Source organism: Leptospira terpstrae serovar Hualin str. LT 11-33 = ATCC 700639, assembly GCF_000332495.1.
GTDB classification, from domain to species: Bacteria; Spirochaetota; Leptospiria; order Leptospirales; family Leptospiraceae; genus Leptospira_A; species Leptospira_A terpstrae.
In genome coordinates, this window is the sequence record NZ_AOGW02000023.1 from 206675 (window position 1) to 229834 (window position 23160).

Sequence of the window (23160 nt, forward strand, 5' to 3'; positions counted from 1 at the left end):
TTATGATTCTTTGTTTAAGGAAAAAAACCAAAAACACCGATTGCAAAATAGACAAATCGGTGTTTGGTGGCTTTATCCTTTTTTAATTCTTAAGCGGCTCTTCTTTCGCCAAGAAGGATATTCAGAATTTGTTTGGCCGCTTCTGAAATCACAGTCCCTGGTCCAAAAATGGCAGTAGCTCCCGATTTGTAGAGGAAGTCGTAGTCTTGCGCGGGAATCACTCCCCCCACCACTACGAGCACATCTTCGGCACCGAGTTTCTTTAATTCCTCAATCACTTGCGGAACTAAAGTTTTGTGACCGGCAGCAAGAGAAGACACACCTAAGATATGGCAATCGTTTTCTACGACTTGTTTTGCGACTTCAGCAGGTGTTTGGAATAGAGGCCCGATATCAACGTCAAAGCCCATGTCCGCAAAACTAGTAGAGATCACTTTGGCACCACGGTCATGTCCATCTTGGCCCATTTTGGCTACCATGATCCGTGGGCGACGGCCTTCTAGTTTGGCAAATTCATCCGCAAGGGACCTTGCTTCCAGATACCCTTTGTCTTCGGAAATTTCGGAAGAATACACTCCTGAGATAGAACGAATCACTGCTTTGTACCTCCCGAATACTTTTTCCATGGCATAAGAAATTTCACCAAGAGAAGCCCGTTTTCTTGCTGCATCCACTGCCAGTTCCAAAAGGTTTCCCTCTCCGGTTTCAGCACATTTCGTGATGGCATTTAACGCAGCATCAACGGCCGAACTATCGCGGTCTTTTTTCATTTGTTCCAAACGTTTGATTTGGGCAATCCGAACCGCAGTATTATCAATGTCTAAAATATCAATCGGTGCTTCCTTATCTAAACGGAAACGGTTCACTCCCACAATCACATCTTTGCCAGAATCGATGCGTGCCTGTTTTCTTGCGGATGCTTCTTCAATTCGCATCTTAGGAATTCCAGTTTCAATCGCCTCTGCCATGCCACCTAACTTTTGTACTTCGAGAATCAGATTCCATGCCTTGTGTACTAAGTCATTGGTGAGTTTTTCTACATAGAAGGAGCCACCCCATGGATCAATCACTCTGTGGATATTGGTTTCTTCTTGTAAGTAGATTTGTGTATTTCTTGCAATCCTTGCAGAGAAGTCAGTGGGAAGGGCAATGGCTTCGTCTAGGGCATTGGTATGTAAAGACTGAGTGTGGCCAAGTGCCGCGGCCATTGCTTCTATACAAGTTCTTCCCACATTGTTGAAAGGGTCCTGTTCTGTGAGTGACCAACCTGAGGTTTGGCAGTGGGTTCGTAACGCCAAAGATTTGTTAGACTTTGGTTGGAATTGTTTGACGATCTTTGCCCAAAGAAGCCTTCCCGCTCGCATCTTCGCAATTTCCATAAAATGGTTCATACCAATGGCCCAAAAGAAAGAGAGGCGCGGAGCAAACTCATCGACGGAAAGGCCAGAAGCAATCCCTGTTTTGATGTATTCCCAACCATCCGCTAGAGTATAAGCAAGTTCTAAATCGGCAGTGGCTCCGGCTTCTTGCATATGGTATCCAGAGATGGAAATGGAGTTAAATTTGGGCATGTATTTGGAAGTATAACCAAAGATATCCGCAATGATTTTCATAGAATGTTTCGGTGGGTAAATGTAAGTGTTACGCACCATAAACTCTTTCAAAATATCATTTTGAATTGTGCCAGAGAGTTTGTCTTTCGAGACACCTTGTTCTTCGGCGGCAACAATATAAAAGGCAAGAACAGGAATGACGGCCCCATTCATCGTCATGGAAACGGACATTTGGTCGAGTGGAATTTGGTCGAAGAGGATCTTCATATCCAAAACTGAATCAATCGCCACACCGGCCTTTCCTACATCTCCTACCACTCGTTCGTGGTCTGAGTCGTATCCACGGTGAGTGGCAAGGTCAAAGGCAACAGAAAGTCCCTTTTGACCAGCAGCTAAGTTTCTACGATAAAAAGCGTTGGATTCTTCGGCTGTGGAAAACCCGGCATACTGGCGCACCGTCCAGGGTTTGTTCACATACATTGTGGAATAGGGCCCTCGTAAATAAGGAGGGATCCCTGCTGCATAGTTTAAGTGTTCCATTCCTTCCAAGTCTGCTTTCGCATAACGAGACTGAATGGAAATTCCTTCCGCAGTTTGCCAAAGGGAAATGGCCTTTGGATCAGGTTTGTTGGAACCGAAAGAAAGAGGAAGTTTTGCAAAATTTGGTTTGTTCATTTTATCTCCCGATCCATTTGGTTTGGGCTTTTTCCATAAATTCCACGATGTTTCGTTTCATATGGATGAAGTCGTCGATTCCGAGGGACTCGGCTTGTGTGATGAGATCTTTTGGATACCCGGCAAGTAACTTCCAAGAGTTTGGCAATTGGGCTTTCATCTCATTGGCAAATTCGGGGAGGTAGTTCGCATACTCTTCGTCAGACGAACATAAGACTACAATTTCAGCCCCTAGTTCTTTTGCCCGACTAACTCCTTCTTTTACCGTAGGAAATCCTAAAGAATCTATAATTTCATAACCGAGGCAACCAAGGAAGTTGGAACTAAAACCAGCTCTTGCTTTACGCATCGTTAAATCACCTATGGTGAGTAAAAATATCTTTGGTAATGTTTTGCCAGAAGACACGTGGACATCGGTGATATTTCTCCATTTGTCAAATTCGTAGGAAAGGCGAATAGGGGCCAAACGTTCGTAAGTTGACGAGCTAGAAAAGTTTTTAAGTTTGGATGTCACTTCTAAAGAAGTCGAGAGTTCAGGGTGTCTTTCCGATGGAAGCGGGTATTGGTTTGTACCAAGCAGGATTTCTTTTTTGGTAGCTAGGGCATTTCTTTTTTTATCGGCCCGTTCCCTGATTTCTTTTTGGATCTTTCCTTGTTTCAAAGACTCTCCAAATCCACCTTCTGTTTCCAGAGTTTGGAATTTGGACCAAGCAGTTTCTGCTAGTTTTTTTGTCAGGACTTCAAGATAATAAGAACCGGCTGCTGGATCTTCCACTTTATCGAGGAAGGATTCATAACGAAGTAAGAGTTGTGAGTTTCTTGCAATCCGTTTGCCTAACTCCTGTTGTGCGGAGTATTCAGAATCAAAAGGTAATACGGAAACAAAATCGGCTCCTCCCATTACAGCAGACATAGCCGAGGTAGTTCCTCGCAACATGTTTACATAAGGATCGTAAGCTGTGAATTGAAAGCTGGAGGTGCGTGCCACAAGAAGTGCCGGAACTGTTTCACCAAGCCCTGGTTTGTAGGCATTTAAAATTTCTGTCCAGAGAATTCGCATGGCTCGGAACTTTGCAATTTCTGTAAAGTAATCGGAACCAATTCCCATCCAAAACCAGAGGTTAGCTGCTGCGTCTTCGATAGAAACCCCAGCATCCAGGTGGCGGTTTAAATAATCTACTCCCCAAGAAAGTGAATAGGCCAGTTCCTGCCCAATAGAAGCACCGGCATCTCGTAAGGTATAACTGTGGATCCCAACGCCGGCAAATCCTTTGGTTCCGGAAAGGTTAGAAAATGATTTCCCAATCGTTGATTCATCGCATCCAAGTTCCCCACATAAAAGGGCAGTGCCATAAGGATCAAAATCACCAAGTACAGTGTTATGCGAAGGTATAAGTTTTTTGAGTGAGTCAGTAAAATTGATAGTTCTTGTTGCCAGAGAAAAGATTAAGGGAAGGCTTCCGGTAAGGCCCGCCAGTTTTTCTAAATCAGCGGTTGTGTTGATTTTTAAACCAAAGAGATTTCCGTTTTCTTCATGGGAGATAAGGACTGCAGCATCAGCGCCTTTTTTGGGGAGGTCGGTCAATTCCTGTTCGGAAGTTACTGTTTCCGTTACATTCCAACCTGAAGATCGTTTGTAAACTCTTGGTAGGTCAGTAATATCTTCTTTGCGGTAGAAGGGTTCAATTTTGAAACCTTCCTCTGTTTCCCAAGTGACTTTGTCCCAAGGGTTTCCTTTTAAATCTTTAAGGATTTGGTTTTTCCAATCCTCAGTCGAAACTTCAGGGAAGTCTGAAAATAAAAATTCGTTCAATTTATTCCTCTACGATTTGGTAATCTTCCATATAACCGGGGAAGTCGCCTAACCCACGTGTGAAGGTGAATTTCGCTGGGTAAACCACAAGGCGTCTTCCAGATTGCAAAAAAGTTCCAGACAAAAGTGTGAAAGGGGAGGCAACGATAAAGGCTGCGGTTCCGAGTAGGGTACCTGCAAGTCCCATCGGACGGGCCACCATCAAATCAATCAACATTTCACCACCGGAGGGGACTTCTCTTGCGGACAAAGTCTGGGTCCATAGGAGACAGATTAAGAAAAGGATGGACAAGGGTCGTGTTTGTTTCATAGGCTGATCACTCGGGCTTTCCATCTGATGAAATCTCGAGAATGATCTCCCTGTAAAGTAAGAAATATGGCTAAAGAAATTGTTTTGTTTGTTCTCTATTCTGTTGTGCATCTTTTTGCGATCGCTACGATCACAAAACAGGATGCCCTCTATCTCCCTTCCAAAATCATTCCCATTTTGATTCTCATCGTAGCACTCTTTCGCTACTTTCCGAGTTTAGAAAAGAGGGGAAAATTGGTGGCAGTAGGCCTTGTGTTTTCCCTTTTTGGAGATAGCTTTCTTGCACTTCCCAAAGAAGGATTTTTTGTTTTTGGACTTGGCTCCTTTCTCATAGCACAATTGATCTATTCTTATGCGTTCACATTAGACTCAAAAGTGAAACCTCTATTAGCGATCCCTTTTTTACTTTTTGGTAGTTCTTTCTTTTTAGTGCTCGTGCCAAAACTTGGATCTCTCCTCATTCCTGTCGGTGTTTACATCTCTGCCATTTGCCTTATGGGTTGGCGTGCTGCGGCAAGAAATTCTGTATCAAAACCTTTTTACTTAGGTTTGTTTGGGGCTTTGGTTTTTATCCTTTCGGACTCTATCATCGCCTATTCTATGTTTCTAAAACCGGAAATGGACAGATTCACAGCTTCTATGGGAATTATGATAACATATTATATTGCTCAAGTGCTCATCTATTCTGCCACAAAGTCGGAAGAGTTGGATGTTCAATCAGTGAAAAATACTTGATTCACATTAAACTCACGAGTATCGTATTTATGGTTTTAAAAAACCGGGGAATGGGATTATGAAATCACTAAAAAAAACATCCTTTATTGAGGCAGTTGCTGCCGCAATTGAACATGAAGTTCAATGTTTCAATTTTTATTTAAAACTTTCCGAAAGTTTACCGGAAGGCCAAATTAGAGAACTTTTCAGCCAACTCGCGTTAGATGGTGATGAGCATATTAAATTTATAAAAGACATTTATAAAAGTGCCGAAGGAAAAGAACTTCCTAACTTAAAACAACTTTCTGAGATTGAAAAATTTCATTCTTCCACCATCCAAAAGGTAATGGACCGGTTAGATCGGAACAAAAACGAAGAAGTGAAAGCAGATGAAAAAAAAGCACTGGAACTTGCAATTAGAGAAGGGGAAGATGCGCGTAATTTTTACGCTACTATCCGAAACAAATTCCAAGATCCAAAAATCAATTTGTTATTCCAAAAGTTAGCCAACTTCAACGAGTCCAATAACTCTCTCCTAGAAGCACAAGCCATGGCAATGGAACAGTCTACTCCTGCGGACCAAGTGTTTTATTGGGAAGATGAAGCTCTCATGGAAGAAGTCAATCGTCCTACTAAGTCGTATGCAAAACCAAAAGCCTCTAAACCTGCACAGAAAACGGTGAAAGTAGCACAAAAACCATCGGCTAAAAAAACTTCTAAACCTGCAAAACCAGCAAACAAGAAGTCGGCGAAGAAAGCTGTGAAAAAGGCAGCCAAAAAAGTCGTAAAAAAAGCAGCAGCGAAACCAAAAACAAAACCCGCTAAGAAAAAAGGTAAGAAAAAATAGTGAAATACCAAGTAACTCATACATTTCCCGTTTCTCTCGATAAACTCTTACATGCAAGAGAAGAGAGATACAAACACCTAGATCAGTTTCCTGATTTAAAAAATGTAACTCTATTGGAAGAAACGAAGGACGGGAATATCATTCGCCAAAAACGGAAAGTGAGTTTGGAAGGTTCAATGCCTGCTGTTCTTTCGGCAGCACTGAACGACCTCTCTCTTTTGGAAGAATCCACTTTTGACATTACTACCAATACTCATGAATTTAAAATCTCTCCTCCCGGAAAAGACAATGTATTTGTGATCAAAGGGAAAAGTAAATACGAAGCGAACGGAGCCGAATCCAAACGGTCTTACGACGTAGATGTTGTTTCTAGTCTTCTATTTGTTTCTCCCATTGTGGAAAAGGCAATTGAAGAAATTCACAAACACAGTTTGGAAAAAGACAGAAAATCCATCGCCAAATTTCTGGGGGTCGAAACTTAAGTAAGAAGTGAAGTCTTCTTCTCCTACGTTTTTACGATCTGTATTGGAACTCAATTTGACGATCCTCATTATGGGGAACGTCACTTTGTTTGCCAAACTCCTTCCCTTTCCTGCAGTTACCATCATCTCTGGTAGAGCCTTTTTTTCCGTAATCATTCTTGGCCTTTTCTTTTGGCTTCGTGGTAAGTCGGTTTCTTACCGAAGTTTTAAGGACTTTTTGTTTGTATTCGGCATAGGGATTCTTTTTGCTCTGCACTGGGTGACTTATTTTCATTCCATCCAAGTATCCACAGTGGCTGTGGGGATGTTGTCTCTTTTCACCTATCCTGTGTTTTCTGCCATATTAGAGCCATTGTTTGGTGGGAAGCGACCCGATCCTTTTGCTTTCTTTTTGGCACTATTTTCCTTTTTTGGCCTATTTCTCATTGTGCCTGATCTTTCTTGGGACAACCAAATGTTCCAAGGAGTCGTTTGGGGTGTGGTATCCGCAGTATTGTATGCCATTCGCAATTTGCTCACGAAAGAAATGCATGTTCACTATCCCAGTGCGCAAATCCTCTTTACCCAACTGATCGCAACTACCATTGTTTTACTTCCCTTTGCCGATGGACTTTTTGTGATGCTGGCAGAACCGAAATATTTACTTTTCCAAGTGGTTTTAGCTGGGATCTTCACTTCGCTTGCTCATACCATTTGGATTCGTAGTTTATCGAATTTATCTGTGACTACAGCTGGAACTTTGTCCACTTTAAGTCCAATTTACGGTAGTTTGGCGGCATGGTATTTTTTGGGAGAGGTGCCACCCGAAAGGCTTTGGTTAGGTGGTGGTGTGATTTTGTTTTGTGCGATCCTCGAAGTGTTTCGCAAACAAGCAGAGAGTGGTAAAAGGGAAAAAGAGAATCTAACATAAAGAATTTCTTTATCTCTCATTACCTATAGTACGATGTGAGGTTACACACTTGGGCTGTATTTGACTAACAACTCTTCTAGAATTTTAGACGGTGTTTCAAAGTATGGATGGTCACGAAAGATATCTTCATACTCTCTTCTATGAAAATCTTCGTATTCGCATTGGATTTCGCCTACTTGTTCTTTTAATCTGCGAACATGTGGTGCAAAAAACCTTGGATTTTTTGGATCAATCCAACCACTACTTTGGAAACTTTTCATTTTTTTAGAACAGCGGCAAGGATTACTTTCTTTAACAAGTCCACACTGGTTGTCCATAAATCGATACAAATCCTGTCTTGCTCGGCTCACTCGTTTGCGAAATGCATCATGCGAAATCCCAATGATATCAGCACTTTCCTTATCACTTAGTCCCATAAGGTCAGCAAGGATCAATGCCATTCTTTGTTCTCTGTCAAGACAAAGTAACATTCCCAAAGTACAAGAGGCTTTTGCTTCTTCGACAAGGACTATGTTTTCTGGATTGGAAAGTTCATTTGCCTGTAATTCAATGTCTGGCATAACATTTAGTTCCTTCGCATAACCAGAAAAACCAGTGGTAATTTCTTCTAGTTTCCCTCGTTTCCCATTTAACGCATGGTTGACGGCAATACGATAGGCCCAAGTTCTAAAACTTGCACGTGTTGGATCATAGGCGGCAAGATTCGTTGCAATTTTCAAAAGTACTTCCTGGGTTGCATCTTCCGATTCTTGCGGATTGAGTAAAACTCTTCGAATCACATTGTAGATCCAAGATTGGATCTCAGAAAGTAAGGACTCGAGAGCACGGCGGTCTCCCGTCCGTGCCTTTTCGATGCGAGTGAGTTCTTCTTCGCTATTGGTTTTCATTAGAGTGATTGCCGTTCAAACATTTCAAAGACCAATGTTTGTTTCATCAAGGCGAAAAATTCTTTCCCTATTTCTGTAGATTGTATATTTTCTCCCGCTTTGTGACAATCCTCAACGTTTTCCCAATACAAAAGATCCAACATAATTCCCTCTCTTGTTTTGGATTGGAAGGCTCGCCAAGCTAGGAAACCTTTTTCTTTTTGCAAAAGGGGTAACATTACCTTACGCATTTTGTGGTATTTTTCTGAATCTTCGCTAGCACATTCAACGATTGCAATTTCAATCGCGGTGGATTTTGGTAAACTTTCCAAGGTGAGTAAATCTTGGCCTTGGTCTTTTAGACTGTCTAACATGGGTTTCTCCTTTAGTGAGGGAAGGATCCCTCTGATAAGGGATACCCAGGAAAGGGAAGGTTGTGACAAAGATGTGAAAAAAAAATTTCGTTTTAGGAAGACTGTGAATTGAGATTTCCCAGTTTCACAGTCGTTCCCACTGACAAATTCAATCTGTATCAAAACCTAACAAAAATTCTCCGAATAGGGTTTGACATACATTCTATTTTCTGATTCTTAATCTCTCCTTGTAGAAATAATAAATTTCTGCAAAGGAGCAAATTTTGAAAAAAATTAGTTTAATCATCGCTTTGGCAGTTTCTGTCTTTGTTTTCCACTGCCAATCAGGCGAAAAAACAACTCTAGAGGATTCAAGGACGATTTTAGAAGGGAATTGGGTGTTAACGAACAATTGCGTCAGAGACCCGAGTCCAAATCCTGCTGCGTGGCTTATCATTAGTAACAATCGGGATATCAAGTCTTGTTATAAAAGCACTAGTTCTGTTGTGAAGGGGCTCCTAATCAAACAAAGTGAAGGAAATTATAACATTGATTGGCAAGAAGGCCCAGCATCGACTGCTCAGTATCCCGTGGGTGGAACTTTGAATCTTTTCGGAATGACTACGCAAAGTTCTACCGTTTGTTATACTCGCGTTAAAGGAACTAAATACAATCCTCCTGCTTTTTGTAAGTGAAGAGGATTGGAGTGTAAAGCGGGATCGCCTAATGGATAGAATACGGATATAAAAATCCATTGGCGAGGCGCCCAGAAATTTTCTAAAATTCTAAATCATTCATGTAAGTGGTGGATGACTTGGATGAGTTTCTCTTGCACTTCTTTGGCGATTTTTTCGAGTTCGGGATTCTGAACTAATTTTGTCATAGTCATGGGATCAAAGATAGACACTTTGGTTTCCCCATTTTTTTCTTCTGTGACAACTACGTTGCAAGGGAGTAAAAGTCCAATTTCATCGGCAGTTTGGAGCGCTTTGTGCGCAAAACTAGGGTTACATGCTCCGAGGATCGTATAACGTTTAAAATCGACTCCGATTTTTTCTTTGAGGGTTTGTTTGACGTCGATGGTGGTAAGAACTCCGAAACCCTCTTTTTTGAGTGCTTCGGTTGTGTCGGTGATGGTTTCTTCAAAACTCTTTTTTCTGTGAACGGTTAGTCCTAACATAAATCCTCCGTTGTCCTATACCCCATAGGGTATAGATGTCAAAACGAAGTTGCAAGAGATTTTTACTTAGGTTTTGAAAAAGATCATTCTTTTTTCGGGAGTTTTTGCATCTCTTCTACACTTGGAAGTTGGTTTGACATGTGACGGATCTCCCCTGTAGAATTGAGAAGAAAGTATTGGGGGAGTGGGTCTGTTTTTAAAGAGGCAAACCGATCATCCAAAATTAGGGTTTGGAATTCCTGTTCTCTCGGTGTATAGTTGAGTAAGACATAGGTGCCAAGGTCTGGTTTTCCTTCCCCACATTCGAGCCCTTGCAACATCTCACATCGAGATTTTGTCACTGCAAGGAGAATGAGTTTTCCTTCACGAGAAGCCTGGCCAAATGCGAAGGATTTGTTATGGCCCCAATGAATTTCTTCACTCACCATTTCGTTGATTTTGATATAACCATATACGAGTAGTAAAATAAAAAGTGGCATGGATAAAAAACCAACTAGGTAAAAAACACGGGAATATTTCTGCATACTAGGCAATGGAACCTAAGGGTCTCGTTCCCGCCAAGTTGAATTTTTAATCTTTACTAAACCCAAATTTTCAAAAAAAACTACACCTTCTTCTTCCTGTATCAAATCTGGTTTAAAGAGAGAAACCTTAGGAGAAATCAATGGAGATTTGGTATACCGAAAAATTGGAATTAGAAAAAGGCCGCGCTGTGAGTTACCGGGTAACAAAAACAATCGAAAGCCTACAATCTCCGTTCCAAAAAATCGATATTTTTGAAACACAATCCTTTGGTAGAATGTTTACACTTGATGGTGTAACAATGGTTACAAACAAGGATGAACATTCTTATCATGAAATGATTGCCCATATCCCCATGATGAGCCATCCTAACCCAGAATCCGTCCTTGTGATCGGAGGTGGAGATGGGGGAACGGTTCGAGAAGTTTTGAAACACCCTTCTGTCAAAGAAGTTGTGTTATGCGAGATTGACAAAGCTGTAGTAGATATCAGTTATAAATACTTCCCTGAATGTGCTGATGCCATGAAAGACCCTAAGGTCATCCATTATTATGATGACGGGGCAAAATTTGCACGAGACAACAAAGGCCGCTTTGATGTGATTCTTGTGGATTCCAGTGATCCAGTGGGACCTGCCGAAGTCCTTTTTAAAGAACCATTCTTTCGTGATATGGCAAGTGCTTTAAAACCAACAGGTATCATTGCCACACAAGCGGAATCTTTTTGGTATCATGGAGATGTGATCTCTTCACTCTTTGATTTTATTCCAAAAATTTTTCCTGAATATGGATATTATTACACTACCATCCCTACGTATCCTTCGGGTATCATTGGATTTACTTTTTTATCCAATGCGATTGATCCTTATTCGGTAACTCCAGATCCAAAACGTGTTCCCAAAGGACTCAAATACTACAGTCCAGAAATTCACAAAGCGGCTTTTGTTCTTCCTGAATTTGCAAAAGCTTATATCAAACGAAAAGGATAAATCTTTGTGAAATGGTTTTCTGTTTTCTTTTTCCTATTCTCAGTTTTTTCTCTGACAAGGCCCGAATCCCTTTGGGCCGGGGAAACAAGAGCAACAAAATTGGAATTAGAAGCAGAATCTTATGAGGGACGTGGGTATCCAAAAAAAGCGGAAGAACTTCGTGCCAAAGTAAAACGAATTCGTTCCGATCAATTTAGTGAACGAAACCACGAGCCAAATTATCCCATCACCTCGAATCTCCCAGCTACTAATAAAGGTTCTTTAGAATTCAACCAGGGAACTTGGGAAATTGGAATCAGGCTTATGGGGCAGGGTGGTGCTTTTACTTCCGGAAATGATTGGGCAAACGATAATGGTAGAGTTGCATTTCAAGCTGGCACACCGTATTTTCCTCGTTCGGCGATAGGTTATCAAAATATACGATCCCTTCCTTTTACTTATGATTTAGAAAAACAACAAGGATCGGGTTCGATTTCTCCGAAAGTAGCTTACAAACATAAATCAGCGAAGTGGGGATTAGAGTATGTATACTACCAATTCCAAACTTCTACGGATTATCTTTCTTATGGATTTATCGGAGGTTTGCAGTTTGCTCATCATTCCGATCGACTTAATAGCGCCGAACATAAGTTAGTTGTTAAAATCTATGAAGAGTATTCAAAAGATTTTGGCTATAGTTGGGATTTTGGAATTCGAACCGGATCTTTTCATACCAATTCGGTATTTACTTCACAGTCTTTGGGGCAAACGGGTCTTATGCGAGATTCAATGCGGTATATAGCTCCAAGTGCTGGGTTCCGATTTTATCACAGGGTCCAAGAAGAGTTTTCTTATGATATAGGAGGGGATATGTTTATCACCCCTCTTGGAAGGCTTAATTACCGAAGGGATATGGCAACTGGAAATGGAGGGCTTTCTCGTTTCGCAGAATCCCAAGTTTCTGCCGGAGAAGCGTATTCATTATTTTCAGAAAAACCACTACAGACTTCTGTTGTTGGACTAGACATTCTGGCACAAGCCAATTGGACTCCGCTCACACATCATAAATTTCAGTTAGGATTTCAGGTGATTCAATACATTTGGAGGGCCAATGAATCTACGGCTCCCGGCATTCGCGCTTTGAATCAGGAGTCCTTTGTTTCAGGAGTTCGAGATTATTATTTAAGTTCGGCTTTCTATGAAGCAGATGGAACAGACAAACGTTCTTCTCGGGTTTATGCCATTTCGAATTTTTTCATCGGATATACTTATGTATTTTAGAGTTTGTATTTCTACGATATCTCTTTTGTCGGTTTGTTTTTTTACCTTGGGCTGTGGGATTTCCCTTCGAGTTTACAGACCTTTTCCTAAGGAAACAGCTTTTGAATATGTTAAAAAAATGGATCATATTCAAATCTTTGTGAAAGAAGAGAACCGAATGAAAATGGGGGTTTATGATGGGTATTTTTTTAACCCAGAAGGACTTCCCAATGAATATGGTCCCTTATCTTATTTGATTCGAAAGGAACTTTCTATGCGAGGGAACCGTTATCCTTTGTTACTCGATAGAGGAGGGAAGATTTTTGTCGACGAATTTCAATTAGTCTCTCTTGACAGGTGTTCTAAAAACTTAAGTTTTGTTAAATTGAAAGTAAGAATCCAAATCGCAAACAATGGAGAAGAACAGTTTTCTTACTATGACGAGATCGATTCTAGGGTAACCAATTGTTATCTCACAGGGAGTGTCTTAACGGTAGTCCCACTTCTTTGGTATGTGCCATACAACGGATTTCGAGGAAACAGAGAAGACCAATTGAATCAACTGGGTAGAAATTCACTTTCAGAATTTTTTACTAAGTTGGAGGTTTTATCAGGGTATAACGGTAGTTCCCCGATCGAGGAGAATCAACCGCTAGAACCACAACCTGTGAAACCAAAACAAATTCCCACCAAACAAGAACCAGTGGATCCAAAACTAAAGGAAATTCTCGAGAGTCTATGAAATTCCAAACTCTTGTCATTCTATTTTGGATTGGGTTAAACCTCACAAACTGTTATTCTTTGGAGAAACCATACAATTATGGAAACCCATACCTACCGAGCCCTGAATTTACAGAAGACGACCCACAATTTGAAGAAGGGGAACCGGTTTGGATTTTGGACCAAACAGGAAATTGGATTTTTTCTCTTCCTTCCAAGTTAGTACTTTGGAATTTAAAAGCAGACAACCATTACATTTCAAAAGAGACAAAAGACTATTTGATCCGTTATATTAAAGAAAATAATTTGCGTGATGTGAAGGTACGTTTCAATCAATATGCACCTCTTTCTGAATGGAAACGACTTCCGAAAAATAAAAATATCAATCCTGTAGTCCGGTATTTTTTTGGATCGATTTCATTACTTGCTTATACTTTTCTTCCTGGTCGGTTGTTTGCAGGAACCATTGGTGGAGATCATTATAATTCTTTTACAAACACAATCAATGTATACTCTGATTTACCTCCTGTTGTCATCCATGAAGGTGGGCATGCCAAAGACTTTGCGCAAAGAGAAAAAAGAACTTTCTATGCTGCCGTTTACGCCATTCCTGTCGTAGGTGCCCTTTACCATGAAGCAAGGGCCTCCGATGATGCATTAAATTATTTTGCTGAAAAAGATGACAAAGAACAATTGGAATCTTCTTATGAACTACTTACTCCTGCTTATTCTACTTATGTTGGAGGAGCCATTGGGGATGTTGTGGCCAATCCTATCACTGCGGTAGCAGTCATACCGGGACATATCTATGGTCGTTATAAAAAAAGAGACATTGATCTGGAAATAGAGAAGAGAAAACAAAAGATCCAATTTAAGGAACCCAAGTGAATCATAGATCCGAGTTCATTCAAAAATTCAATTTAAGAAGAGACTCTCTTCAGTCTTTACTTTGTATCGGTCTTGATCCCGAATTAGATAAATTACCCAAGGTAAGTTTGGAATCGAAGGCACCATTAGTTCATTTTACAGAAACCATCATTCGATACACCCATTCTTATGCAACTGCTTGGAAACCAAATGTGGCTTTCTTTGAACGATTGGGAGCAGAGGGATACTTTGCCTTAGAACATATGGTACAAGTGATGAAGGAAGTTTCTCCTGACGTACCTATTGTAATGGATGCAAAACGAGGAGATCTTGCCAATACCTCGAAGGAATATGCAAAATACTTTTTCCAAACTCTCCAAGTAGATGCTCTGACAGTAAATCCGTACATGGGTAGGGATAGTTTGGTGCCTTATTTGGATTTAGGTGGATACATTTTTGTTTTGGGCCTAACTTCCAATCCCAGCTCTTCTGACTTTCAAAAACAGAAACTAGTGGGTAAAGATATCTTCCTATATGAAGAGGTGAGTGACCAAATGGCAAGGCTCGGCGAAGAGTATCCAAACCAAGTGGGGCTTGTGGTGGGAGGAACCCATCCATCAGAAATTCAGTCCTTACGGAAACGGCATCCAGAAATGTATTTTCTCATTCCTGGGTTTGGTGCTCAAGGTGGGGATTTAAATTCCATCGTCCAAACATCAGGGAAACGTTCACTGATCAATTCCTCAAGAGGGATTACACTTAGTACTTTGGATGAAAATTTCGGACAAGTCGCAAAAAAGAAAGCAGAGGAAGTACACTTACAAATGAACCAACTCTTTCTCTGACTGTCTAATCAGCACCAGGGAAACAAGTGAAAGCAACATTAGCCATTGTAGGTACAGGAATCGCAGGACTCGGTTCTGCTTACTTCTTAAAAAATGATTTTGATTTAACCATATTTGATAGTGCCGATTATATCGGTGGTCATACCAATACAGTCATGGTGGAAGAGGATGGAGGATCCATTCCGATTGATACCGGTTTTATTGTATTTAACCATGTCACATATCCAAACTTACTTAGACTTTTCCAAACATTGAATGTCCCTACAAAAAAATCGGACATGTCCTTTAGTGTCCAACACGACCCCACCAAACTAGAGTTTAGTGGATCGGGACTGGCAGGACTTTTTGCGCAGAAAAAAAACATTTTTCGACCTAGGTATTTGAAAATGTTACTTGAGATTGACCGGTTCAACAAATCGGCTCCAAAGATATTGGAAGATCCAAAGTATGATGATTGGGATTTGGGTCGGTATATGGAAACTTTTGGTTATGGAAAAGACATTCTCAATTTTTATTTAATCCCGATGAGTTCGGCAGTTTGGTCCACTCCACCCGATTTGATGTTAGCATTTCCGGCTAAGTCGCTCATTCGTTTTTTTTACAACCATGGATTTTTGGGGCTAAATACCCAACACCAATGGTATACAGTGGATGGGGGCTCTCATGAATATAGCAAACGAATCATAGCACCCATTAAGGACCGTTTCCGTCTGAACACAGCTGTGAAACAAGTAAATCGGACACAAGATGGTAAGGTAGAACTAGTGTTTGGCGAAGGGAAGAGAGAGGTCTTTGATAAAGTTTTACTAGCCACTCATGGCCATATTTCTGCAAAATTGCTGGGAAATCCGACGAAATTGGAAAGTGAATTACTCCCTCTCTACCGCTACCAACACAATACCGCAACCCTTCATACAGATGCCAGTGATATGCCAAAAATTTCTTCTTGTTGGTCGAGTTGGAATTACAAAATCATCGAAGGGAAAAGTGGAAAACAGGATCCTTATACCATCTATTGGATGAACCGATTGCAAAATGTATCCAAAAAACAAAATTATTTTGTGACCATCAATGACCCGGACCGTGTGGCAAAGGACAAAATCATAAAAAAAATTGGTTATGAACATCCGCTTTTTTCTGTCGATGCTTCTCTCGGACAAAGTCGTCTGCCAGAGTTAAACGAATCGGGGCCAATCTACTATGCAGGAGCTTACTTTCGGTATGGGTTCCATGAGGATGGGTTTTTGTCTGCTGTCAATGTCTCTCGAAGCATTTTAAAAAGGGATCCATGGACTTAAATTCCTGTATATATGAAGCGGACGTGTTCCATGCACGAACCGCTCCCACACCCAACAAATTCCAATATCGAATTTTCAATTTTTATTTGGATTTGTCAGAAATAGACCAGTTGTCCTACAAAAGTTTTTGGTTCTCAAGAAATCGTTGGAACTTGTTTTCGTTTTATGACAAAGACCACCTCCAATTTGGAAAAGAGAACATTTATGAAAATGTGAAGGCATTTCTGGAAGCATCGGGGGTAACCAATATTGGAAAGATATTTCTATTAACCAACCTAAGGGTACTCGGATATGTGTTCAATCCGGTAAGCTTTTATTTTTGTTATGACAAATCAGGACAACCCCTAGTATCAATGGCAGAAGTAGGAAACACGTTTGGAGAAATCAAACCCTACCTTGGATACTTTCAGAATATGAAAGGTACAATTGCAAATCCAGAAGTGTACATTCGAGAACAAAAGAATTTTTATGTCTCTCCTTTCATTCCTTTAGATTCCGAATTTGAGTTTCGATTGAACGTACCCAACGATCAATTGCAGATTGGTGTCGACTCCTTTGAAAATGGAAAACGAATTTTGACAACTTCCTTTCTTGGAAAAAAAATTCCATTTCATTCTAAATACTTATTAAAACTTTTTACCCAATTTCCATTCATCACCGTCAAAATAATAACATTGATTCATTGGCAAGCTTTCAAGTTATGGATGAAAAAAATTCCGTATATAAAGAAAGGCCAAAACTTAGAGAAACAAACAGGAGTTCCCCTTGGAAAAATCACAGAACCAGTCCCTCTTACAAGAAACGATTGATTCAGAACTTTTTACCGAATTAAAGAACAAGTCTACCTTCGAACAGTTTCCTATTTATAGGAAAATATTTTTTAAAGCAATGAGTTCCATGAAACGAGGATCATTAAGAATGATTCTTCCGGATGGAGAGCAAGTGATCATTGGAGATCCCAATTCTAACTTTGATCCGAAATTTCATTCGGCACTTGTACACATAAAAAATCCTGTTTTCTTCAAGAAATCAGTGTTATATGGTGATATTGGGTTTTCAGAATCCTATTTAACTGGTGATTGGGATACTGACTCTATTGAAAATGTGATCTCATGGTTTATATTAAACGTGGATGACAGTCCTAGTCTATCAGGTGCCAAAAAAAAATTATTTCATTTGGATTTGTTTAATTTAGGCAATAAATTCCTACATTTTTTACGTAAAAACACCCTAACAGGTAGTAAAAAAAATATAGTGGAACATTATGATTTAGGGAACAAATTTTATAAATTGTTTTTAGATCCGACGATGACTTATAGTTCTGCTTATTTTGAAGCAATTGAGGACACACTCGAAGAGGCACAAACTCGAAAAGTTGACAAACTCTGTCAAAAGTTGAAACTAAATCCAGGTGACCATCTTTTAGAAATTGGAAGTGGTTGGGGTTTTTTATCCATTCATGCTGCAAAAAATTATGGATGTCGTGTCACTACAGTCACTCTTTCTGAAGAACAATATGCTTTTGCAAAGGCTAGAATTGAGAAAGAAGGACTTTCAGAAAAAATCGAAATTCGGATTCAAGACTATCGTAAAATAGAAGGACAGTTTACTAAGATCGTTTCTGTGGAGATGTTAGAGGCAGTAGGGGACGCTTATTACGAAACCTTCTTTCAGAAATGCCAAGACCTTCTCACAAGAGATGGAATTATGGCTCTCCAAGTCATCACTTGTCCCGATTCTAGATTTACTTCCTTTAAAAATGGAATCGATTTCATTCAGAAACATATTTTCCCTGGTTCTCTTTTGCCTTCAATTGGCCGAATGAACCAAGCCATCAATCGTACAGGAGATATGTATCTTTTCCATCTAGAAGATATGGGTCTAAGTTATGCGAAGACTTTAAGAATTTGGCTAACGAGTTTTGAAGAGAATTTAACGGAAGTAAGAAATCAAGGTTATAGCGAAACTTTTATCAGAAAGTGGAGATACTACTTAGCATATTGTGCCGCTGCTTTCCAGATGAGAAATATCAGTGTCGTTCAATCAGTTTACGTTAGGCCAAACAACCTAACAATCTAAATCGATTCAGTCGGAAACTACCAGTGCCGAAGTTAAACTGGTAGTTTCCTATCCAAAAAACATCTTGCCAAGGGAAACCTTAATCTTTACTACTCTGTCTATGAGAGAAACGAAGTCAGTATTTACCTTTGATGAACCAATAGAACGATTGTGGTCGGGAATCACCGTCTACGAGGTGTTAGTCCATTGGTTGGCCGATGAGGTAAGAGGAAGGCCAAAGGTTGGTGGTGAATTCTCTTGGACATGGAAACTGGGACTTGAGGGTGATTTCACTACTCATGGAGTTTATAAAAAAATCGAACCACTCAAAGAATTGGTTATGGAATGGAAAGACCATCCTGCAGATCCTACCGGAAACATTTATTTACAATTATTATTTGAATCTTTGGGTCCAAACAAATCTCAATTAACGATTGTTAATGGGGGATTTCCTGAGGGAGAGGGTTCGGATGTGTGGATTGAAGGAGCAAAAGAGGCATGGGATGGGCAAGCCATTCACTTAAAAGGCTTTCTGAATGAAAATCCAGATATCACAAAATTTTTTAAAAAGACTTGATCTCTAAGGCCTTTCTAAAATCCTGGTAAAAGTAAGGGTTGTTAAGGAGGGTTGGAAGATGGAATATCCCGAATTGGAAACGTATTTCCAGAAATTAACTGATATAACAGACCGTATCGCAATGATGAACAATCATTTTGATGCGACACCTGAAATCGACATACCACAGTTATCTGAGTTTTCTGCTGACATTCAGTCAAAGGATTGGGAGAATACGGATAGAGAGTATTATGAACTCTTTACTAGTTATTTTACTTTTCATGTAAAAACTGTGGAAGAAATCATTCAAGAAGCACGTGAGATTCTGAACCCGGAAAACCGGGAGTATGTTAAGAAACTTGTAAGCCATGTTCGTAATGCGGATGACTGGTTTGTAAATCTTAAAAAGAAACGCAAACTCGCTCGTACACAAGTCGCTTAAACTTTTCTCTCCCTCGGTGGAAACCAAGGGAGAGTCACCTCAATTCGCTTTACAATTAAATCCATTTCCTTTCTCCTTTCAGATATGCTCAAGGCACGGTTTCTTTTTTACCCGCTTATCCTTTTACTATTTTTGTTTTTAGTTGATTCTTTATTTCGAATCCCCTATATTCAGACAATTACCAAAATAGATTTAACGGCTGTTAACTATAAAGCAAAATCAGATTTTTTAGAAAAGCTGGTTACTGAAAAACCAGGGGTCCATTCTCCAAAAACAAAAAAAATCATGTTAATTCTGGGCTCTTCCCGGCTCCTTTATTTCGATCATGATGAGCTTGTTTCTTTTTATCCAGATTGGGATATTTATAATTTATCTTCTGCTGTAACCACACCTGCTTATTATGACTTCCAACTGACAAAGGTATTGGATGCGGGGATTAGGCCAGACTTAGTCATTATGGAAACCGATCCAAACCAATTTAACCAGAACTCGGTTTTCAAAAGTTCTAACTTAACTTATAGTTTTGATTTATCTTATGTACTTTCAAACTTAGGATTATTTGGAAAAGACCATGTGTCCTTTTATTTAGGTCGCAAACTTTTTGCTGTGGGAACATACAAACCCTACTTAGACCAGATGTGGAAAAACTATAAAAATCCATATTTGGATAATGCCATTGGAATGCATCAGGCAACTTACGATTATATCCTCACCCATAATGGAAATGGTCTTTCTCCAATCGACAATTATATGGAAAAGGATTCCAATTCTTTACAAATGACGAGCCATAGAACATTGGATTGGTTATTTGCATCCTATGTTCGAAGTCCCATGCAGTTTGGATTTTATGAAAAGATTTTAGATCGTCTGCAAACAGAAAAAATCAAAACGGTGATTATCTGGCCTCTTTCATCACCTGACTTTGAAGCACTGATGGAAAAAGAACCTCTCGTCAAAACTTGGGAGAAAGAAATCGATGAAATCACATCAAATCATAATCTTTCCATTCTCAAATTAAAGAATGACCCATCATACACTTGTAATGCGTTTGCAGATGGTGGTCATGTGGCAAAGGATTGTTATCGAAGTTTGATGCGTTCTATTCTATTGGATTACTTTCGGAAGTTTGAACCGAATCATCTGTAAATTCTATTCCACAAATGGGGATTGGTCCTGAATTAGGGTTCCCTTCGATCACCGATTTTAACGAACGAGGTTTTTTAGGAATCATCATTGTTCCATCTTCGTTTGTTTGCACATACTTAACGCTAACATTGATTCCTGCTGGAGAATCAGCCCAAAAAAACACTCCTTTCGAAGGAGCTGTGACAATCCTTCCATAGTTTTTCCGCGATATTGCTGCAGAGATAGTTGGCGTACTCGTATAATAGAAGTTTGTTGATCCTTGTTTGATTGTGCCCTTTGGTGTGGTTGGATTCACTGGGTTTGTGACAATTCTTGCTAGATTTGTAGGTAAGGGGTATTTTACAAAAGCAGCAGAAAGGTTGATGGTTGTAGGTGATGCTCCATCAGCTGTAACTTGTTCTACTGAAGTAAGATTAGCGATTCCAAAACTTTGGGCACTGAGTAAGGCAAATAATCGAAAGAGTACATCAGAATTTTGAGAGCCTAGTGCAGTGGAATCAAAATTAGCAGAAGTTTTAAACAAGTTGATTAAATTACCCGTGGAGTTTGCTCTAGTGCCGCCGGCACCAATCACTGTGTTTCTAAAAAAGTTTTGCCTTTCTGTCTCTGTAATTCCTGAGATATCATAGAGATACCGCATAAATACATAAGCATAGGAATATTGTTTTAGAATGTCCGATCCGCTACTATCCCAGTCGAGTAGTGAAACTCCATTGATTCCATCAGAACAGCGTGAATCATTCACTCCCGAATAACAATCCAATCGACTGATTTGAGGACCATACCCTGCTATATCACTTGCGACTTCACTTGTTCCTTCGTTGATCCAAATTTCGTCAGTTTGGTTGGCTGCACGCATTCTTGGGTATCGAAGTAAGTGTTGGAATTCATGGGCTGCGGTGGAAGCAAAAGCATTTGGGTCGCGTGTGAGAGCGATTATGAGTTCTTTGCCATCCAAATACAATACTTCTGCATAATTGGAACGAACTCGGGAAAATAAATTGTCAGGGAAATAGTTCATAGGATCAAAGTATCCTGCCACATAAGCACTGTTTGCTGTAGCTCCATCCCGAATGTCCATAACAAGAATTTTTACTTTTCCGTCTCCGTCGATATCACTTGGTGTGCCGAAGGTCGCAATCAGCGCAGGATAAGTGATGGTATCAAAATCGCGAGCAAACTTTGCTAAGTCGTAATTAACTGATAAAGATCTTTCTTTATAAACTTCTACGTTCGTACCAGAACTTACTAAATCAACAGGGACACAGACACTCGTTTGTGTGGTTAAATCCCTGGCCCAGAGATCCGATCCGTTCACACAATTGGCTCCAATGAGTGCATAAGTTCCAAGAAGGAGCATTAGGTCGTTATTTTTTTCTGTTTGTGGATTGAGCGGGATACAATAAGATGTGAATGATGTTAAAAAGAAGAAAGGAAAAAGGATCAGTCGTTTCAAATGCATAAGTTCCTGGTATCCAGCCTTTTTTCCTTAACCTTCTTTTGGACGAATCCAAACTTTGGAAAGTCACTAGATGGTTTGTATTTTTCCGAAAAGTTAACTACTGAGAACGGTTACCTAATATTAGGAATAGAAATTTTTACAGAAAAGGGAAACTCTTTTTATAATGCTCAGGAACTTCGGTTCCAAAAATCTAGAGGTTGGGAAGAGGTTTTGTTTGTTGGCAAAGCGACAAAAGAGGGCAAGGGATTCCTCCTGGTTCCAGAAGCTTGCCAGATTCGTGCCACTGATGTTTGGGGCAAAAAAATGGCACTATTGCGGAGGTTCGATTGTGACCATTTGGAGTTTCGGCTGGGATTAGATGAATCAGGTTTTTTCATTCTTTCCGAATCCCTGCTTGGGACAAGAAAGCAAGTAGTGCTTCCTTATGTTTTGGAACATACCGTAGGCAATCCGGTAGCTGTTCGTTTTAATGCGCCGCAGATGACAACGGAAGGCATTTGGGGCTTTCATTTGAATGGACTGGGTGGAAGAAACCCAGAATGGGCATGGAATCCTTCTAAGCGTAATTGGGAGCCATTCCCAGGTTACCAATCCAAGGAAGGTTTACAATTCTACCGGTGGAAACGAACCTTTTCTAATTGACCCAGGTGTTCGTTTCAGGGACTTTCCTTTTACATTGAAAAAGATCAGAATTGGGGTCATTGCGGCTGCCGGAAAAGGAACCCGAGCATATCCCCGAACCAGTTTCATTCCAAAACCTCTCTTCGTCATAGAAGGAAAGTCCATTCTCCACCGCAATGTGGAGTTAATGGTGAAGACCTTTGGAATCGAAAAGGTCTATGTTTTAGTAGGCCACCTCAAAGAACAAATTATCTCGGAAATTGAACACATTCGTACGGTCCTACCAAAAGTAGTGATTGAACCCGTGAATTGGACGGAAAGAGGGTTAGCTTCCGATGTGGCGAGTTTGGAAAAACTGATCCATGAACCTTTTCTCACTATTCTCGGAGATGAATTTTATTACCGAACCGATCACGATATATTTTTAAAAGTTTTAAAGAAACATCCCAAAATGTCTGCATCTATTGGGGTTGTAAAAACTTCCTTACTATCAAGGATTCGAAAAAACTATTCTGTTGTATTAGAGAATGATAAAATACTAAATCTGGTTGAAAAACCAGAAAATCCTCCCAATGAACTTTTGGGATTAGGAAGTTACTTTTTTACTCCAGAGTATTTTGAGTTTTTTAAAAAAACTCCTGCCTCGGCAAAATCAGGTGTCATTGAGATAACAGATGTAATTAGTGTGTGCGT

26 protein-coding genes are annotated in these 23160 nt (G+C 40.0%); 18 read left to right on the forward strand and 8 right to left on the reverse strand.

Annotation, left to right across the window (positions count from 1 at the left end):
• Nucleotides 1-89: 89 nt before the first annotated feature.
• From scpA to LEP1GSC203_RS19265, 3 genes are read right to left on the reverse strand one after another with little or no spacing between them, the layout of a single operon-like run.
• Nucleotides 90-2228 carry a methylmalonyl-CoA mutase gene (scpA, locus tag LEP1GSC203_RS19255; protein WP_002975608.1) on the reverse strand — a complete coding sequence of 713 codons (2139 nt, stop codon included), beginning with the start codon at nt 2226-2228 and terminating at the stop codon, nt 90-92.
• 1 nt (nt 2229) lies between these two features.
• Nucleotides 2230-4041, reverse strand: a complete 1812-nt coding sequence (locus LEP1GSC203_RS19260; protein ID WP_002975680.1) for a methylmalonyl-CoA mutase family protein — start codon at nt 4039-4041, stop codon at nt 2230-2232.
• Nucleotide 4042: 1 nt separating this feature from the next.
• Nucleotides 4043-4351: a hypothetical protein gene (locus tag LEP1GSC203_RS19265; RefSeq protein WP_232225950.1), complete on the reverse strand. Its 309-nt coding sequence runs from the start codon at nt 4349-4351 to the stop codon at nt 4043-4045.
• A 66-nt stretch (nt 4352-4417) separates the two neighbouring features.
• On the opposite strand from LEP1GSC203_RS19265, the gene LEP1GSC203_RS19270 reads away from it, so the two are divergent.
• From LEP1GSC203_RS19270 to LEP1GSC203_RS19285, 4 genes are read left to right on the forward strand one after another with little or no spacing between them, the layout of a single operon-like run.
• Nucleotides 4418-5086 carry a lysoplasmalogenase gene (locus tag LEP1GSC203_RS19270; RefSeq protein WP_002975657.1) on the forward strand — a complete coding sequence of 223 codons (669 nt, stop codon included), beginning with the start codon at nt 4418-4420 and terminating at the stop codon, nt 5084-5086.
• A gap of 58 nt (nt 5087-5144) precedes the next feature.
• The gene (locus LEP1GSC203_RS19275; RefSeq protein ID WP_002975644.1) at nt 5145-5912 is read left to right on the forward strand and encodes a ferritin-like domain-containing protein; all 768 of its coding nucleotides are present in this window, start codon (nt 5145-5147) and stop codon (nt 5910-5912) included.
• On the forward strand, nt 5912-6394 hold the full coding sequence (locus LEP1GSC203_RS19280; RefSeq protein WP_002975648.1) for a DUF2505 family protein: 483 nt from the start codon (nt 5912-5914) through the stop codon (nt 6392-6394). Before LEP1GSC203_RS19275 ends, LEP1GSC203_RS19280 begins: the two co-directional genes overlap by 1 nt.
• Nucleotides 6395-6449: 55 nt before the next feature.
• The gene (locus LEP1GSC203_RS19285; RefSeq protein WP_332248543.1) at nt 6450-7304 is read left to right on the forward strand and encodes a DMT family transporter; all 855 of its coding nucleotides are present in this window, start codon (nt 6450-6452) and stop codon (nt 7302-7304) included.
• 41 nt (nt 7305-7345) lie between these two features.
• Here the strand turns inward: LEP1GSC203_RS19285 and LEP1GSC203_RS19290 are convergent, their stop codons facing one another.
• Both LEP1GSC203_RS19290 and LEP1GSC203_RS19295 read right to left on the reverse strand, forming a co-directional pair.
• Complete coding sequence (locus LEP1GSC203_RS19290) at nt 7346-8191, reverse strand: RNA polymerase sigma factor (RefSeq protein ID WP_002975671.1); 846 nt, start codon at nt 8189-8191, stop codon at nt 7346-7348.
• Entirely contained in the window at nt 8191-8544 is a 354-nt protein-coding gene (locus tag LEP1GSC203_RS19295; protein WP_002975783.1) for an antibiotic biosynthesis monooxygenase family protein, read from the reverse strand. The genes LEP1GSC203_RS19290 and LEP1GSC203_RS19295 overlap by 1 nt, the downstream gene beginning before the upstream one ends.
• Nucleotides 8545-8807: 263 nt before the next feature.
• Here LEP1GSC203_RS19295 and LEP1GSC203_RS19300 point away from each other — a divergent pair, with 263 nt between their 5' ends.
• Entirely contained in the window at nt 8808-9218 is a 411-nt protein-coding gene (locus LEP1GSC203_RS19300) for a hypothetical protein (protein WP_002975715.1), read from the forward strand.
• Nucleotides 9219-9313: 95 nt separating this feature from the next.
• Here the strand turns inward: LEP1GSC203_RS19300 and LEP1GSC203_RS19305 are convergent, their stop codons facing one another.
• Both LEP1GSC203_RS19305 and LEP1GSC203_RS19310 read right to left on the reverse strand, forming a co-directional pair.
• Nucleotides 9314-9703: a DUF302 domain-containing protein gene (locus LEP1GSC203_RS19305; RefSeq protein ID WP_002975768.1), complete on the reverse strand. Its 390-nt coding sequence runs from the start codon at nt 9701-9703 to the stop codon at nt 9314-9316.
• Nucleotides 9704-9786: 83 nt separating this feature from the next.
• Nucleotides 9787-10227: a hypothetical protein gene (locus LEP1GSC203_RS19310; protein WP_002975625.1), complete on the reverse strand. Its 441-nt coding sequence runs from the start codon at nt 10225-10227 to the stop codon at nt 9787-9789.
• A gap of 140 nt (nt 10228-10367) precedes the next feature.
• On the opposite strand from LEP1GSC203_RS19310, the gene speE reads away from it, so the two are divergent.
• The 11 genes from speE (at nt 10368) to LEP1GSC203_RS19365 (ending at nt 20384) form a co-directional block, all read left to right on the forward strand.
• A complete protein-coding gene (gene speE, locus LEP1GSC203_RS19315) occupies nt 10368-11213 on the forward strand; it encodes a polyamine aminopropyltransferase (RefSeq protein WP_002975754.1) in 846 nt (281 codons plus the stop codon).
• Between the two features lie 6 nt (nt 11214-11219).
• On the forward strand, nt 11220-12473 hold the full coding sequence (locus tag LEP1GSC203_RS19320; RefSeq protein ID WP_002975741.1) for a hypothetical protein: 1254 nt from the start codon (nt 11220-11222) through the stop codon (nt 12471-12473).
• A complete protein-coding gene (locus tag LEP1GSC203_RS19325; protein WP_002975724.1) occupies nt 12463-13194 on the forward strand; it encodes a hypothetical protein in 732 nt (243 codons plus the stop codon). The genes LEP1GSC203_RS19320 and LEP1GSC203_RS19325 overlap by 11 nt, the downstream gene beginning before the upstream one ends.
• The gene (locus tag LEP1GSC203_RS19330) at nt 13191-14060 is read left to right on the forward strand and encodes a hypothetical protein (protein WP_002975600.1); all 870 of its coding nucleotides are present in this window, start codon (nt 13191-13193) and stop codon (nt 14058-14060) included. The genes LEP1GSC203_RS19325 and LEP1GSC203_RS19330 overlap by 4 nt, the downstream gene beginning before the upstream one ends.
• Nucleotides 14057-14884 carry an orotidine-5'-phosphate decarboxylase gene (pyrF, locus tag LEP1GSC203_RS19335; RefSeq protein ID WP_002975655.1) on the forward strand — a complete coding sequence of 276 codons (828 nt, stop codon included), beginning with the start codon at nt 14057-14059 and terminating at the stop codon, nt 14882-14884. Before LEP1GSC203_RS19330 ends, pyrF begins: the two co-directional genes overlap by 4 nt.
• A gap of 26 nt (nt 14885-14910) precedes the next feature.
• Nucleotides 14911-16182: an NAD(P)/FAD-dependent oxidoreductase gene (locus LEP1GSC203_RS19340; protein WP_002975787.1), complete on the forward strand. Its 1272-nt coding sequence runs from the start codon at nt 14911-14913 to the stop codon at nt 16180-16182.
• Nucleotides 16173-16991, forward strand: coding sequence for a DUF1365 domain-containing protein (locus LEP1GSC203_RS19345; protein ID WP_232225951.1), 819 nt, complete (start codon nt 16173-16175; stop codon nt 16989-16991). Before LEP1GSC203_RS19340 ends, LEP1GSC203_RS19345 begins: the two co-directional genes overlap by 10 nt.
• On the forward strand, nt 16948-18261 hold the full coding sequence (locus LEP1GSC203_RS19350) for an SAM-dependent methyltransferase (RefSeq protein WP_002975788.1): 1314 nt from the start codon (nt 16948-16950) through the stop codon (nt 18259-18261). Before LEP1GSC203_RS19345 ends, LEP1GSC203_RS19350 begins: the two co-directional genes overlap by 44 nt.
• Before the next feature lie 100 nt (nt 18262-18361).
• Complete coding sequence (locus LEP1GSC203_RS19355; RefSeq protein ID WP_002975701.1) at nt 18362-18817, forward strand: SRPBCC family protein; 456 nt, start codon at nt 18362-18364, stop codon at nt 18815-18817.
• Between the two features lie 58 nt (nt 18818-18875).
• Nucleotides 18876-19238 carry a PLU-1-like domain protein gene (locus LEP1GSC203_RS19360; RefSeq protein ID WP_002975630.1) on the forward strand — a complete coding sequence of 121 codons (363 nt, stop codon included), beginning with the start codon at nt 18876-18878 and terminating at the stop codon, nt 19236-19238.
• Nucleotides 19239-19322: 84 nt separating this feature from the next.
• Complete coding sequence (locus LEP1GSC203_RS19365; RefSeq protein ID WP_002975593.1) at nt 19323-20384, forward strand: DUF1574 domain-containing protein; 1062 nt, start codon at nt 19323-19325, stop codon at nt 20382-20384.
• On the opposite strand, the gene LEP1GSC203_RS19370 is transcribed toward LEP1GSC203_RS19365, so the two are convergent.
• On the reverse strand, nt 20338-21846 hold the full coding sequence (locus tag LEP1GSC203_RS19370) for a M30 family metallopeptidase (RefSeq protein ID WP_232225952.1): 1509 nt from the start codon (nt 21844-21846) through the stop codon (nt 20338-20340). The two genes, LEP1GSC203_RS19365 and LEP1GSC203_RS19370, sit on opposite strands and share 47 nt — an antisense overlap.
• Here LEP1GSC203_RS19370 and LEP1GSC203_RS19375 point away from each other — a divergent pair.
• Both LEP1GSC203_RS19375 and LEP1GSC203_RS19380 read left to right on the forward strand, forming a co-directional pair.
• On the forward strand, nt 21841-22488 hold the full coding sequence (locus LEP1GSC203_RS19375; protein ID WP_002975759.1) for a hypothetical protein: 648 nt from the start codon (nt 21841-21843) through the stop codon (nt 22486-22488). The genes LEP1GSC203_RS19370 and LEP1GSC203_RS19375 overlap by 6 nt on opposite strands.
• 34 nt (nt 22489-22522) lie before the next feature.
• On the forward strand, nt 22523-23160 hold a 638-nt coding region (locus LEP1GSC203_RS19380), incomplete at its 3' end, for a nucleotidyltransferase family protein (RefSeq protein ID WP_002975784.1).

Excerpts from the sequence above, each read along its gene's own strand:
- LEP1GSC203_RS19375 (WP_002975759.1), top strand. The coding sequence starts at position 21,841 with ATGCATAAGTTCCTGGTATCCAGCCTTTTTTCCTTAACCTTCTTTTGG.
- LEP1GSC203_RS19310 (WP_002975625.1), bottom strand. The coding sequence starts at position 10,227 with ATGCAGAAATATTCCCGTGTTTTTTACCTAGTTGGTTTTTTATCCATG.
- LEP1GSC203_RS19365 (WP_002975593.1), top strand. The coding sequence starts at position 19,323 with ATGCTCAAGGCACGGTTTCTTTTTTACCCGCTTATCCTTTTACTATTT.
- LEP1GSC203_RS19330 (WP_002975600.1), top strand. The coding sequence starts at position 13,191 with ATGAAATTCCAAACTCTTGTCATTCTATTTTGGATTGGGTTAAACCTC.
- LEP1GSC203_RS19355 (WP_002975701.1), top strand. The coding sequence starts at position 18,362 with ATGAGAGAAACGAAGTCAGTATTTACCTTTGATGAACCAATAGAACGA.
- LEP1GSC203_RS19290 (WP_002975671.1), bottom strand. The coding sequence starts at position 8,191 with ATGAAAACCAATAGCGAAGAAGAACTCACTCGCATCGAAAAGGCACGG.
- LEP1GSC203_RS19305 (WP_002975768.1), bottom strand. The coding sequence starts at position 9,703 with ATGTTAGGACTAACCGTTCACAGAAAAAAGAGTTTTGAAGAAACCATC.
- speE (WP_002975754.1), top strand. The coding sequence starts at position 10,368 with ATGGAGATTTGGTATACCGAAAAATTGGAATTAGAAAAAGGCCGCGCT.
- scpA (WP_002975608.1), bottom strand. The coding sequence starts at position 2,228 with ATGAACAAACCAAATTTTGCAAAACTTCCTCTTTCTTTCGGTTCCAAC.
- LEP1GSC203_RS19325 (WP_002975724.1), top strand. The coding sequence starts at position 12,463 with ATGTATTTTAGAGTTTGTATTTCTACGATATCTCTTTTGTCGGTTTGT.
- LEP1GSC203_RS19295 (WP_002975783.1), bottom strand. The coding sequence starts at position 8,544 with ATGTTAGACAGTCTAAAAGACCAAGGCCAAGATTTACTCACCTTGGAA.
- LEP1GSC203_RS19360 (WP_002975630.1), top strand. The coding sequence starts at position 18,876 with ATGGAATATCCCGAATTGGAAACGTATTTCCAGAAATTAACTGATATA.
- LEP1GSC203_RS19265 (WP_232225950.1), bottom strand. The coding sequence starts at position 4,351 with ATGAAACAAACACGACCCTTGTCCATCCTTTTCTTAATCTGTCTCCTA.
- LEP1GSC203_RS19370 (WP_232225952.1), bottom strand. The coding sequence starts at position 21,846 with ATGCATTTGAAACGACTGATCCTTTTTCCTTTCTTCTTTTTAACATCA.
- LEP1GSC203_RS19275 (WP_002975644.1), top strand. The coding sequence starts at position 5,145 with ATGAAATCACTAAAAAAAACATCCTTTATTGAGGCAGTTGCTGCCGCA.
- LEP1GSC203_RS19345 (WP_232225951.1), top strand. The coding sequence starts at position 16,173 with ATGGACTTAAATTCCTGTATATATGAAGCGGACGTGTTCCATGCACGA.
- LEP1GSC203_RS19270 (WP_002975657.1), top strand. The coding sequence starts at position 4,418 with ATGGCTAAAGAAATTGTTTTGTTTGTTCTCTATTCTGTTGTGCATCTT.